Below are 12637 nucleotides of genomic sequence, written 5' to 3'. Positions count from 1 at the left end.
TCCGCCGACAGCGCCGCAGCGCGACGATCGGCGCCGGCTCGCCGTCAAGGCGGAGGAACCGGGCCGGGAAGCCCAGCAGGCCGGCGACCTCGGCCCCCCGGAAGGCGTAGATCGACTGGTCTGGGTCGCCCAGCACGACGAGGTTGCCACCACCGCCGGCCACCGCCCCCAGCAGGCGTTCCTGAGCCGGATCGGTGTCCTGGTACTCGTCGACGAAGACGTGCCGGTAGCGCCCACGCAGCCAGGCGCCCCCCTCGGCACTCTCGGCGACGACCACGGCCCGGTGGACGAGATCGGTGTAGTCGACCGCCCCCTCGAACCCGAACACGTCGAGGTACATCTCGTAGAACTCGGCGAGGGCGGCCCAGTCCGGGCGGCCGGTACGCCGGGCGAGCTGCGCCAGCGCGACCGGTTCGAGCCCGACCTCGCGGGCGCGGGCCAGCAGCGCCCGCACCTCCTCGGTGAAACCGCGGGTGCGCAGGCAACCCACGAGCGGCTCGGGCCAGACCGGCCGGCCGTCCTCGCGGGAACCCTCAATGAGATCGCGCAGCCGACTATCCTGCTCCGGGCCGGACAGCAGCCGGAGCCCGCCCGGCGGGGCCGGCCGCTCGTGCGCGCGCAGCAGCGCCAGGCACCAGGCGTGGAACGTCCACGCCCCGGGACCTCCGCCGGCCCCGCCCTCGGCACCGAGCCGTGCGATGATCCGCTCCCGCAGCTCGCCGGCAGCTCGCCGGCTGAAGGTGAGGACCAGGATCGACCGCGGATCCGCCCCGGCTTCGATCCGCGCGGCGACCGCCTCGACGAGCGTGGCCGTCTTCCCGGTGCCGGGCCCGGCGAGCACCAGCAGCGGCCCGCCGCCGTGCTCAACCACCGCGCGCTGCGCCGCATCCAGGACGAGCGGGCGCGGCGGCGCGACCGGGGCGGCGACCAGCCGGTAGCCGGGACGCGGGGCGGCGGGTGCGGGGGCAGGAAGGACGACCACGGGCAAAGCACATCACGTGGGTCCGACAACTCCGCCGACTCCGCCGGCCCCGCGGTGTGTCGACGACCGGGACACTCGGGGACCGGGACACTCGGGGGACCTCTCACGCGTGCGCGTCAGGACGTGGCAGTGTCCTCAGTCATGACCGAGTGCAGCGACAAGGTCGCGCTCCTGACCGGGGCGGGATCCGGCATCGGCGCCGCCTGCGCCCGCCGACTGGCGAGAGCGGGCGCCCGGGTCGTCGCCACCGACCTCGACGCGCACGCTGCCAAGGAGGTGGTGGCGACGATCGAGGACGGTGGCGGGGAGGCGCTCGCCCTGGAGGCGGACGTCACCGATCCCGACTCGCTCGAACGCGCCGTCCAGGTCACCGTCGGCACCTTCGGACGGCTGGACCTGGCAGTGAACAACGCGGGAGTGAGCGCGGGGCGCGAGCCGGTGGAGACCACCCCGGCACAGGACTGGCAGCGGGTGCTGGACGTCAACCTCTCCGGCGTCTTCTACAGCATGCGGGCCGAGATCACGGCGATGCTGCGCAACGGCGGAGGCTCGATCGTCAACATGGCCTCGGTGCTCGGGGTGGTCGGGTTCGCCGGGTCGGCGCCCTACGTCGCCGCGAAGCACGGGGTCATCGGGCTGACCAAGACGGCCGCCCTGGACTACGCCACCCGCGGCATCCGGGTGAACGCGGTGGCGCCGGGCTTCGTGGACACCCCGCTGCTGCACGCCAACGGCCGGCCGCGGCGCGGAGCCGCGCTGTTCTCGCCGATCAACCGACTGGGCACGGTCGACGAGGTGGCCGAGGTCGTCGTCTTCCTGCTGTCCGACCGGGCCTCCCTGGTCACGGGCAGCGTCTATCTGGCCGACGGCGGCATGGCCGCCCGCTGACCGGGCCCGCGGGCGGTCAGGCCGGAGAACCGTCCCACCGGGCCGCGGCGAGATCGACCCGGTCGCCTCCGGGGCGCAGCGGCGTCCGGTCGGCGACGAGCCGGCGCAGGGCCTCGACCGGTGCGGCCGGGTTCGGTTCCCCGGTCGCCCGGATCACCCGGTGCCAGGGCACCTCGTCGCCGAATCGGGACAGCACGGCTCCGACCGTGCGCCCCGACCCGGCGCCGACGTACTCGGCCACGTCACCGTAGGTCATCACCTTGCCCGGCGGGATGCGCGCCACCGCGTCCAGCACCTCGAAGGCGTGCGGACCCGGCGCGCCGCCGAGCGAGATCCGGGTACCGAGCCCGGCGGAGAGGCTCGCCGGCGGCGCGTCACGCCGGGCCCGCTCATCCAGGCTCCCCGTGGCTCATCCAGGCTCCGTGGCTCGTCCGGCACTCAGTAGACCGGCAGCGACTTGTCGACCTGGGTCGCCCACGCGGTCACGCCACCCTGGACGTGCACGGCCGAGGAGAAGCCGGCGCCCTTCAGCGTGGCGAGCGCGTCGGCCGAGCGCACCCCGGATTTGCAGTAGACGACCACCCGACGGTCCTGCGGCAGTTCGGAGAGGTGCGCGGGCAGGTCCCCCTTGGGGATCAGGCGCGCGCCGGGGATCCGGACGATCTCCCACTCGGCCGGCTCACGGACGTCGACGAGCTCGATCGGCTCGTCGGCGTCCAGCCAGCTCTTGAGCTCGCCCGCGGTGATCGTCGAGCCGGCGGCGGCCAACTGCGCCTCTTCCGAGACCGCCCCGCAGAACGCCTCGTAGTCGATCAGCTCGGTGATCGACGGATTCTTCCCGCACAACGGGCACTCCGGGTCCTTGCGGACCTTGATCGACCGATAGGTCATCTCCAGGGCGTCATACACCATCAGCCGACCGACCAGCGGATCACCGATCCCGGTCAGCACCTTGATGGCCTCGGTGGTCTGGATGGAGGCGATGGAGGCGCACAGCACACCCAGCACCCCGCCCTCGGCGCAGGAGGGGACCATGCCGGGAGGCGGCGGCTCCGGGTAGAGGCAGCGGTAGCACGGTCCGTGCTTAGCCCAGAAGACGCTGGCCTGGCCGTCGAAGCGGTAGATCGAACCCCAGACGTAGGGCTTGCCGAGCAGCACCGCGGCGTCGTTGACCAGGTAGCGGGTGGCAAAGTTGTCCGTGCCGTCGACGATGAGGTCGTACCCGCTGAAGATCTCCATGACGTTGGAGGCGTCCAGCCGGGTCTCGTGCAGGACGACGTTCACGTACGGGTTGATGTTGCGAACCGAGTCGCGGGCCGACTCCGCCTTCGAGCGGCCGACGTCGGACTGGCCGTGGATGATCTGACGCTGCAGATTCGACTCGTCGACGGTGTCGAACTCGACGATGCCCAGCGTCCCGACGCCGGCGGCGGCCAGGTACATCAGCGTCGGCGAGCCGAGGCCACCGGCACCGACCGCCAGCACCCTGGCGTTCTTCAGCCGCTTCTGGCCGTCCACGGCGACATCCGGAATGATCAGATGTCGAGAGTACCGGCGGATCTCATCGACGGTCAGCCCCTCGGCGGGGTTGACCAGGGGCGGAAGGGACACGCTTGCTCCTCGCGTTCGGTGTCGTCCTTCGACGATGCCACAGCGCGACGCGGCCTCGCCGGTTTTGGGCCATCCGCCGGGAGGTCCCTCATCGCGGGTGCATATCGGGCATCGCGACGGTCAGCCCTTCAGTACAGCGCACGGCGTCCCCGGAGTGTTCCCGCGGCCGCCACGGGTAGACCTCTTCCGAACCGCCGCACATACAGGGAGGAGTTGAGTGCAGTGTCCTTCACTGACAAGGTCAGGAACAAGGTGCAGGAGCTCCGCGGGCGGACCAAGGAACAGGCCGGCAAGGCCACCGAGAACCGGGACCTGCAGGCGGAGGGCCGGGGAGAACGCGGCGTCGCCGACCTCAAGAACGCCGGGGAGAAGGCGAAGGACGCCTTCCGTCGCTGACCGCCCGGTACCCACCGGCCCCACGGCAACCAGCCCCACGGCACCTAACGGACCTGTTCCCCGCCGCCACCTGCCCCCGGCTCCCGCGCCGGGGCCGCTCCTCAGGTCCTCAGGCGGATCGCCGCGTCGGGGGCGTCTTCGAGGTCGGCGTCCTTGAGGCCGTCCTCGAGGAGGTGGTCTTGGCCGCGGAGGTCTTGGCGGGCGGCGTCTTCGTGGCGTTCGTCTTCGCGGTGCTCTTCGTCGAGGACGGCGTCTTCCGGGCGGTCGACCTCGTGCCCGGGGCCGACGAGGCATCCTTGACCGAAGAGGTACGGCCGCCCCGCCGCCCATCGGGCCCCTTGTCGTCGGGCCCCTTGTCGTCGGGTACCCTGCCGGTGACCCCGGCCGCCGCCTTGTCGGTAACCCCGGCCGCCGCGGGCCCCGCGTCACCACCTGCCACGGCCGCACCACCAGCCACGGCCGCTTCGCCGGGCCGTCCGGCGCGGGCGGCGGCGATGCTCGCGCGCAGCGCCGCCATGAGGTCGCCGACCGCCTCGCCGGCCAGCCCGCCCGGCGAGGCCACAACCTCGCGACCGGCGACCTTCGCGTCGATCACGGCCTGCAGGGCCTCACGGTAGTTGTCGGTGTACCTGGTGGGGTCGAAGTCGGCTGCCAGGGTGTGGATGAGCGAGGCGGCCACCGACAGCTCCTGCGGGCGCACCGCGATGTCCTCCTCGAGGAACGGAAAGTCCGGTTGCCGCACCTCGTCCGGCCAGACCATGGTCTCCAGGACGAAGACGCCGCCACGCACCCGGAGCGTCGCGAGCTGCTCGCGTTGCCGCAGGGCTATCTTCACCAGCGCGACACGGCCCGAGGCGGCCAGCGCGTCGCGAAGGAGAACGTAGGGTTTGGCGCCGGTGCGGTCGGGCTCGACGTAGTAGCTCTTCGCGAAGTAGATCGGGTCGACCTGCTCCAACGGGACGAACTCCAGCACGTCGATCGCCCGGGAGGTGGACAGCGGGAGATTCGCGAAGTCCTCGTCGGTGAGTACGACGGTCTCCCCGTCCGGCAGCTCGTAGCCCTTGGCAATGTCGGCGTAGTTGACCTCGTCCCCGTCGGCCTCCGCCACTCTCCGGTATCGGATACGAGACCCATCCGACCGTCTAACCTGGTGAAACGCGACATCCCGTTCCTGGGTCGCCGAGTAGAGCCTCACCGGGATGGACACCAGGCCGAAGGAGATCACGCCCTTCCAGGTCGCACGCATGTTCGCCCCTCACGTCACGTACCCCTATGGTGTCCCACCGGAAGCCCACGAGTAAGCCAGACAGGCGAAAAGCTTGAACCTATCAGCAGGCGAAAATCTCCAGGGCACCAGCCGCCCTGGAGACACGCCGGAGAACACCGATGGCCGGCGGGGGATATATGTGCAGGAGGGCGGAACGTACCCAGGACGGGGAGCCTGGTGCGAGCGGGGCACGGAGCCGGGAACGGCGCGGGAGCCGGGAGTGGGATGAGTGACGGACACCACCGCCACGTCCGTGACGAGGCCGGCCCGGCCGATGGCGCGTGAGGACCACCCGTTCCGGGAACATCGCGATCCGGACCCTGGACAGGTTCGGATCGTCCATTTCCGGCGCCCGTCCCAGCGGGTCGCCGTAACGACGAGCGCAGGAGGACGTCCCCATGGGAGCACCCACCGACCTTCCGGCATCCGATCTCCCGATCGAGGCGCCCGACGCCGACGCCGTCGAGCAGGCCCGGGAGATACGTCCGGCCGACCCGGCGCCGCGCTGGCTACCTTCGGCACCACCCGTCGAGGCCGACGAGTACGACGTCGTCGAGCAGAGCATCGTGGTCGAGACCGACGAGGACGACGACTACCGCTGACCCGACTACCGCTGACCCGACTACCGCTGACCCGGCGCCACCCCGCGCGAGCGACGGGCAGGCCGGCTGGTTCCGTTTCGACGAACGCCGGCCGGTCGGACCCCGCGGGTACTGTTGACCGCATCAACCAGGAGGTGCGCCATCAGCCAGGAGGTGCGCCGGTGACCGCCGAGCCAGCCCCGCCCGACACACGACCGGGCAGGGCTCCCCGGCTCCCCCGCACCGCGCGCCGCTTCCAGCTTCTGGGAGCCGCCCGCGAGGTCTTCGTCGCCCAGGGCTACCACGCAGCGGCGATGGACGAGATCGCTGAGCGGGCCGGCGTCAGCAAACCGGTGCTGTACCAGCACTTCCCCGGCAAGCTCGAGCTCTATCTCGCGCTGCTCGACGAGCACGCCACCCAGCTGGTGACAAGCGTCCAGGACGCGCTCGCCTCCACCTCGGACAACCACGCGCGCATCGCCCGGTCCATCCGAGCGTACTTCGACTTCGTCAACGACCCCTCTGGGGCGCACCAGCTCGTGCTGGAGTCGGACCTGCGCAACGAGCCCGCGGTCCGCCAGCGCATCGAGACCGCCTTCGCCCAGTGCGTGCGGGCCATCGCCGCGACGATCGTCGCCGACACCGGGCTGCCCCAGGACGAGGCCGACCTGCTCGCGGTCGGGCTGGTCGGGCTGGCCGAGACGGCGTCGCGCTGGTGGCTGGTCCGCGGTGCCACCGTGGAAAAGGAACGGGCCATCGAGTCGATGGTGGAGCTGGCCTGGCGCGGCATCGGCGGCTACCCCCGCCAGGAGCACCGGGATGCCACGCGCACGAACACGGAGCCGCACGAGGAGGTGCCCCCCACCGGCTGACGTCGTCCGGTGTACCGGGTTTACCGGACGAGCGTTTGTCGGGTGAGCGGGTGTGCCCGGAGCGAACACGCCGCCCCTGCCGCGGTGGAGAAGTCCCGGAAGCCATAGTGTGGGCGGTGATTCAAGATCGGCGGCTCTCGTCCGCCGGCGGTAGGTCCGACGAAGGCGGAGGTCATCGGGTGGAGGTCAAGATCGGCGTCCGGCAGGTCAGTCGGGAGCTGGTGCTGGAGAGCAGCCAGTCCCCGGAGGCTGTCGCCGCGCTGGTGAATGAGGCGGTCAAGGCCGACAACGGGGTGCTGACCCTCGTCGACGACAAGGGCCGGCAGGTGATAATGCCGATCGCGTCGCTGGCCTACGTGGAGATCGCCGCGACCACGACCCGACGGGTGGGCTTCGGCGCCGTCTAGGTCCCGGCCGACCACCGGCAGCGGGCCGGCGGCCGGCCCGCCGGGGAGCCGACCGGCGTCGCCGCGCCGGTCGGCGGGCCCGGATCAGGCGGACAGGCCCAGCGACGCCATCCGCCGGCCATGCGCCGACATGATGCGGTTGAAGATCGCCGCCAGCGCCTCCAGGTCGCCGACCCCGACCAACAGCCCGGTGAGCGCGTCGCGATCGACTCCGACCCGCTGGGCCTGCGTGAGCGCCTCACCGACGAGCCGACGGGCCCACAGCGCCAGCCGCCCGGCCACCGTCGGGTTGGCGCTGATCGCCGCGCACACCCGCTCGACCGCGAAGGCTGCGTGCCCGGTGTCGTCGAGCACCTTCAGAACCAGTTCGCGCGACGGTGACGGAAGCCGCGCCGCGATCTCGCGATAGAAGTCCGCCGCGATGTTGTCCCCCACGTAGGCCTTCACGAGGCTCTCCAGCCAGTCGGCCGGAGCGGTCGAGTTGTGGAAGGCGGTCAGTGGCGCGATGAACGGGGCCATCGCGAGCTCCCGGTCGACGCCAAGCCGGTCCAGCTCGTCGCTGATGGCCTGGAAATGGGCGAACTCGGCGGCGGCCATCTTCGCCAGGGCGATCTTGTCGGCAACAGTCGGTGACATCCGCGCGTCGGTGGCCATACGCTCGAAGGCGGTCAGCTCGCCGTAGGCGAGCAGGCCCAGTAGATCCACGGTCGCCTGATCCACGGTCGGCGCGGGTCCAGCATCCGGGGACGGGGGCACCCGATTGTCAAAGTCACCTACCTGACCGGGGGTGGTGATGGCGATGGGTGTCGCCGGGCCGGCCGGAGTCCGTGTCGTCTGTGCCACAGGCGCGATTCTGACACCCGCCGCAGTCGCTGTCGGCAAACACTCCTGCTAAGGAGCCCCCACCCGGGGTTACACCGGCTATACTGGAGAGTAGCCAGGGGTCGTTATGTCACCTCGGCCGCCGTGTAGCAGGCGTCGCCTCGTCACCTGTGCACCCAGAGTTGCCATCGAGGGCACCGGGGCACATGATTTTCGGGTCGCGGGCGCCGCGCGGCTCACCGCGAGCGGGTTCAGCGTAGACACCGCTCAGAGAAGACCAGGAGCGTCCCGCTGTCCGTCACAGCTGAAGTACCCACGGATGATCTAACTCCCTACGAGCCACAAACCGCCCCCTCCACCCCCGGGTCCCCGGCGGCGCCGACCTTCGCGGAGCTCGGCGTGCGCGCCGAGACCGTCTCGGCGCTGACCGAAGCGGGCATCGTGCACGCTTTCCCCATCCAGGAGCTGACGCTCCCACTCGCCCTGGCCCGCAACGACATCATCGGGCAGGCCCGCACCGGCACCGGCAAGACCCTCGCGTTCGGCATCCCGGTGGTACAGACGGTGCTGGCGGCCGAGGAGGGTGCCGACGGCCGTCCACAGGCCCTCGTCGTGGTGCCCACTCGTGAGCTGTGCGTCCAGGTGACCGCGGATGTCACCCGCGCCAGCGCCCGCCGTGGCCTGCGGGTGCTGTCCGTCTACGGCGGGCGTGCCTACGAGCCGCAGTTGTCCGCGCTGCGCGCCGGGGTCGACATCGTCGTCGGCACGCCCGGCCGCCTGCTGGACCTCGCCCGCCAGCACGTGCTCGACCTGGCCAGCGTCGGCACCCTGGTGCTCGACGAGGCCGACGAGATGCTCGACCTCGGCTTTCTGCCGGACGTCGAGCGCATCATGTCGCAGCTGCCGACCGAGCGGCAGACGATGCTGTTCTCCGCGACCATGCCCGGCCCGGTCATCTCCCTGGCCCGGCGGTTCATGAAGCGGCCCGTGCACGTCCGCGCGGAACAGCCGGACGAGGGGCGCACGGTCCCGACCACCCGTCAGCACGTCTTCCGCGCCCACGCGCTGGACAAGATGGAGGTGCTGGCCCGGGTCCTGCAGGCCGGCGGCCGGGGGCTCGCCATGGTGTTCGTGCGGACCCGGCGCACCGCGGACAAGGTCGCCGAGGACCTCGCCAAGCGCGGCTTCGCGGCCGCGGCGGTGCACGGCGACCTGGGCCAAGGCCAGCGCGAGCAGGCGCTGCGCGCCTTCCGCTCCGGCAAGATCGACGTCCTGGTCGCCACCGACGTGGCCGCCCGGGGCATCGACATCAACGGTGTCACCCACGTGGTCAACTACCAGTGCCCCGAAGACGAGAACGTCTACCTGCACCGCATCGGCCGCACCGGTCGGGCGGGCGAGAGCGGGGTGGCCATCACCTTCGTCGACTGGGACGACCTGCCGCGGTGGACGCTCGTCAACAAGGCACTCGCCCTGCCGTTCGACGGTCCGGTGGAGACCTATTCCACCTCTCCCCACCTGTACGAGGCGCTCGGCATCCCGGCGGGCGCGAAGGGCACCCTGCCGCACGCGGCGCGGACCCGCGCCGGGCTCGCGGCCGAGGACATCGAGGATCTCGGGGAGTCCGGCCGCGGCGGGCGCCGCGGCTCGCGGACCGGGCGTGACCAGGACCGTTCCGAGCCGGCGGCGGTGCCGACCCGGACTCGCGCCCGTCGGCGCACCCGCGGCGGTGGTGCAGCGGCCGCGGCCTCGGGGCTGGCCATCGCCGCGGACCCGGCGGACCCGGTCGACGAGGACGGCCGGAAGGCCGGCCCACCCGTGGTGGACGGTGCCGGGCAGACCGGGCTGGTCGAGTTCACCGGGACCGCCCCGCTCACCGACACGGACACCGACACCGCCCGCGTCGTCTCCGCCCTGGCCTCGGAGACGGGCGTCGAGGCCGAGGAGTCGCCCCGACGCCGGCACCGGCGTCGGGGCAACCGTGGCCGCGGCACGGGCACGATGCGGGAGGCCGGCGACGGTACCGAGGCCGCGGCCGACGCGCCGCCTCGAGCCGAGTCGGCCTGACACCCCGGCGGCCCCGCGTACCCGCGGGTGTCGCCGGCCCGCGGGTGTCGTCAGCCCGCGGGCCGAAAATGCAGACCCAACCGGACCCAGCTCAGCCGCCGGCACGAGGGACAGCGCACCAACGAGGGATGCCGGAGTCGGACCAGCGGTAGATGGACGCTCGGCGTCAGGACGCGCAGCGCGTGCCAGGCGCCGAGGGGGCTGGTCTGCCCGCATCGGGAGCAGCTGACGGTCAGGCTGGTGTTCGGCGGTGTCACGGGGCGAACGCCGCTATACAACGCACGCTTTCCATGCGCGTCCCGACCCACCGTCGATCTCGCGCGGACCGGAGTGATCACGGGAGGTCGGGTGCCACGCGGACGCAGCCGGTCGAACCCGGCCGTCGCCCGGTCCTGCGCCTGTCCCGGCGCCTGCGTCCCGCCCGGCACCCGGCCGGGTGTCCACCCGAGCTCGTTCACCGTCGACTCACACCCGCACCTCTCCGGCGCAGGCCGGTTCGCCGACCTGCGCCGGTGGGCGGGAATGGTCCCGCATGCCCACGGGCCGGCCGTCCCCCTCCCGAGGGCGTTGCCGCCGACCGGGCGAGGTGGTCCCCGGGCCGTCAACGGTTTCGGCGGCCTGCCCAACCGCGGTCCCGGCAGGGTCAGCGATGCCGGCGATGTCAGCGATGCCGGCGGCCGTGCCCACCCCCGCGACCCCGGCGATGGCCCGGGCATGCGACCGGTAGGCCTCGGCCCCCTTGGAGCGCCGTGCGGTCGTCAGGATGGACCGCCCCGTTCCCGGCGCCTCGGCGAAGCGCACCGAGCGGGCTACCGGCGGCGCCAGCACCGCGATGTCGTACCGGGCGGAGACGTCGGCGAGCACCGCCCGGCAGTGCGCCGTGCGACCGTCGAACAGGGTCGGCAGCACGCCGCGGACCCGCAGGCCGGGATTGGTCAGCCGCTGCACGTCGTGCACCGTGTCCAACAGCTGGCCGACGCCGCGGTGGGACAACGTCTCGCACTGCAGCGGCACGATGACCTCGTCCGCCGCCGTCAACCCGTTGATGGTGAGCACGCCCAGGGAGGGCGGGCAGTCGATGAGGATGAAGTCATACTCGTCGACAATCTCGGCGAGGGCGAGCCGCAGCGCGTGCTCCCGCCCGGTGCGTGACAGCAGCACCGCCTCACAACCCGCCAGCTCGATGGTCGCGGGCAGCAGATCGGTGCCGTCCGGTGTCCTGGTGATGATGATGCCGGCGGACAACCGTCCCAGCAGGACGTCGTGCACCGACAGTTCGAGGGCATCCGGATCCAGCCCGAGCGAAAAGGTCAGACATGCCTGTGGGTCGAGATCGACCAGCAGGACCCGACGGTCCAGCTCGCACAGCGCGGCACCGAGACTCGACACGGAGGTCGTCTTGGCAACGCCGCCCTTCTGATTCGCAACAGCGAGTACTCGGGCCACACCGATCAGTGTGGGGGCGTGGCCGATCCGTCACAACACTTGACGGGCGAAAAGCTCGACGCGCCCCCGAGGCCACTCTGCAATCACCCTAAGTCGGGCACCGACCAACCATCCGCAACACTGGTAGATCCGGGCGTACCGCTCGTCTCATCCGGGGTGCGCCGCCGGGCGCGGGTCAGCTCGAGGCGGGGGCGGCAGTCTGCACCACCTCGAACGACCACAGCGTGGCCGCGGTGGCCGCGGGGGCACCCTGCCCCCCCGCCGGGGCCCCGTGGCCCGCGGGAGCGCCCTGACCGGCCGCAGCCTGCCGGTGGCCCTCGCCGAACGCCTGCAAGGACTGCCACTTCTGGAAGTCCTCCTCGCTACGCCAACGGGTGTAGACGAGGTAGGTGTCCGTGCCCTCGATCGGGCGCAGCAGCTCGAACCATTCGAACCCGTCGGCCTGCTCCACCATGCCGGCGCGGCCGGCGAACCGCTTCTCCAGGGTGTCTCGCAGCTCCGCGGGCACGGTCAATACGTTGATCTTAACAACGCTCATGTCTTCAACCGTAGTGCGCGGGATCCATCACCGCGCCGCTAGAGTCCCCCGACGTGCCAGGTCTTCCCCGTGTCGCCGTCCTCGGTCTCAATGCCGCCGGAACCGCCGCGACGATCACACTCGCCGACGGTGGGCTGACCGTCACCGCGTTCTCCGACGGCCCCACGCCGCCGCCGTCCCTCGCCGAACTCGCCACGCACGGTCTGACTGATCGTGTCGTCGCCGTTACTCCTAATACGTTACGCCTGGTCGGAGCCGCCACGCACGGTCCGCCTTTTGAGGTGCACGGCGGTCCCCACCCGAGTAACGAGGCACGCCCGGGTGACGAAGCCCACCCACTCGGCGTTTTCGAGGCCGTGGTGCTCACCGGCCCGGCGGCGCGGCTGGGTCCGGCCGGGACGGGCTCGGCCCGTTTCGGCGAGGTCTTCGATCTCGAGGTTCCCTGGCTGTTCCATGTCGCGGGTCCCGCGCAGCTCGCGGCTGCCCAGGCCCGGTGGATCGGGGAATACCTGCGCGGGCGGTACACGCCGCCGTCGCCCGATGAGATGGCCGCTCGCCCGCGACTGGCCGGCCGATCGCTGCGCGGCGGGGCACACGGTCAGCTGGCATCGCTGGACCGGGAGCTGCGCGCGGGGCATGCCCGGGCGGCCGAGGCCGGCTACCCGATGCCCCAGCCGCCTGGGACGACCCTCAACCCAGGATAGCCGGGGTGAGACGGGCAAGCCGCTCCGCCGCGGACTCCAGGGTCGTGAGTTTCTTA

The 12637-nt window shown here is 71.8% G+C and carries 14 protein-coding genes; 7 read left to right on the top strand and 7 right to left on the bottom strand.

Going from position 1 to position 12637, the window contains the following annotated elements; translation table 11 throughout:
- The coding region (locus tag AC08OU_RS15970) for a UvrD-helicase domain-containing protein (RefSeq protein WP_476605223.1) at positions 1–982 on the bottom strand (982 nt) is incomplete at its 3' end.
- 141 nt (positions 983–1123) lie between these two features.
- Here AC08OU_RS15970 and AC08OU_RS15965 point away from each other — a divergent pair.
- Positions 1124–1870, top strand: coding sequence for an SDR family NAD(P)-dependent oxidoreductase (locus AC08OU_RS15965; protein ID WP_476605222.1), 747 nt, complete (start codon positions 1124–1126; stop codon positions 1868–1870).
- 16 nt (positions 1871–1886) lie between these two features.
- On the opposite strand, the gene AC08OU_RS15960 is transcribed toward AC08OU_RS15965, so the two are convergent.
- The gene (locus AC08OU_RS15960) at positions 1887–2153 is read right to left on the bottom strand and encodes an MGMT family protein (RefSeq protein ID WP_462186499.1); all 267 of its coding nucleotides are present in this window, start codon (positions 2151–2153) and stop codon (positions 1887–1889) included.
- Between the two features lie 155 nt (positions 2154–2308).
- Positions 2309–3481 (bottom strand): adenylyltransferase/sulfurtransferase MoeZ, encoded by a 1173-nt coding sequence (gene moeZ, locus AC08OU_RS15955; protein WP_462186500.1) that lies wholly within the window; start codon positions 3479–3481, stop codon positions 2309–2311.
- A gap of 222 nt (positions 3482–3703) precedes the next feature.
- Between moeZ and AC08OU_RS15950 the strand changes: the two genes are divergently transcribed.
- On the top strand, positions 3704–3877 hold the full coding sequence (locus AC08OU_RS15950; RefSeq protein WP_462186501.1) for a CsbD family protein: 174 nt from the start codon (positions 3704–3706) through the stop codon (positions 3875–3877).
- A gap of 109 nt (positions 3878–3986) precedes the next feature.
- Here AC08OU_RS15950 and ku read toward each other — a convergent pair whose 3' ends face one another.
- Positions 3987–5123, bottom strand: coding sequence for a non-homologous end joining protein Ku (gene ku / locus AC08OU_RS15945; protein WP_476601415.1), 1137 nt, complete (start codon positions 5121–5123; stop codon positions 3987–3989).
- 419 nt (positions 5124–5542) lie between these two features.
- Here ku and AC08OU_RS15940 point away from each other — a divergent pair, with 419 nt between their 5' ends.
- The 3 genes from AC08OU_RS15940 (at position 5543) to AC08OU_RS15930 (ending at position 7004) form a co-directional block, all read left to right on the top strand.
- Positions 5543–5746, top strand: coding sequence for a hypothetical protein (locus AC08OU_RS15940; protein WP_462186503.1), 204 nt, complete (start codon positions 5543–5545; stop codon positions 5744–5746).
- A gap of 161 nt (positions 5747–5907) precedes the next feature.
- A complete protein-coding gene (locus tag AC08OU_RS15935) occupies positions 5908–6597 on the top strand; it encodes a TetR/AcrR family transcriptional regulator (RefSeq protein ID WP_462186504.1) in 690 nt (229 codons plus the stop codon).
- Positions 6598–6776: 179 nt separating this feature from the next.
- Entirely contained in the window at positions 6777–7004 is a 228-nt protein-coding gene (locus tag AC08OU_RS15930; protein WP_011438181.1) for a DUF3107 domain-containing protein, read from the top strand.
- An 84-nt stretch (positions 7005–7088) separates the two neighbouring features.
- Here the strand turns inward: AC08OU_RS15930 and AC08OU_RS15925 are convergent, their stop codons facing one another.
- Positions 7089–7760 carry a ferritin-like fold-containing protein gene (locus AC08OU_RS15925; RefSeq protein WP_476605224.1) on the bottom strand — a complete coding sequence of 224 codons (672 nt, stop codon included), beginning with the start codon at positions 7758–7760 and terminating at the stop codon, positions 7089–7091.
- Between the two features lie 465 nt (positions 7761–8225).
- Here AC08OU_RS15925 and AC08OU_RS15920 point away from each other — a divergent pair, with 465 nt between their 5' ends.
- On the top strand, positions 8226–9893 hold the full coding sequence (locus AC08OU_RS15920) for a DEAD/DEAH box helicase (RefSeq protein ID WP_476601417.1): 1668 nt from the start codon (positions 8226–8228) through the stop codon (positions 9891–9893).
- A 465-nt stretch (positions 9894–10358) separates the two neighbouring features.
- On the opposite strand, the gene AC08OU_RS15915 is transcribed toward AC08OU_RS15920, so the two are convergent.
- Together AC08OU_RS15915 and AC08OU_RS15910 are read right to left on the bottom strand one after the other, a co-directional pair.
- Positions 10359–11339, bottom strand: coding sequence for a ParA family protein (locus AC08OU_RS15915; protein WP_462202844.1), 981 nt, complete (start codon positions 11337–11339; stop codon positions 10359–10361).
- A 175-nt stretch (positions 11340–11514) separates the two neighbouring features.
- Positions 11515–11877: an antibiotic biosynthesis monooxygenase family protein gene (locus AC08OU_RS15910; protein ID WP_462202845.1), complete on the bottom strand. Its 363-nt coding sequence runs from the start codon at positions 11875–11877 to the stop codon at positions 11515–11517.
- Positions 11878–11930: 53 nt separating this feature from the next.
- Between AC08OU_RS15910 and AC08OU_RS15905 the strand changes: the two genes are divergently transcribed.
- A complete protein-coding gene (locus AC08OU_RS15905) occupies positions 11931–12581 on the top strand; it encodes a hypothetical protein (protein ID WP_476605221.1) in 651 nt (216 codons plus the stop codon).
- Positions 12582–12637: the final 56 nt, after the last annotated feature.

Source organism: Frankia sp. CcMO1, from assembly GCF_977945845.1.
This window is presented reverse-complemented; position numbering and strand designations above follow the sequence as displayed.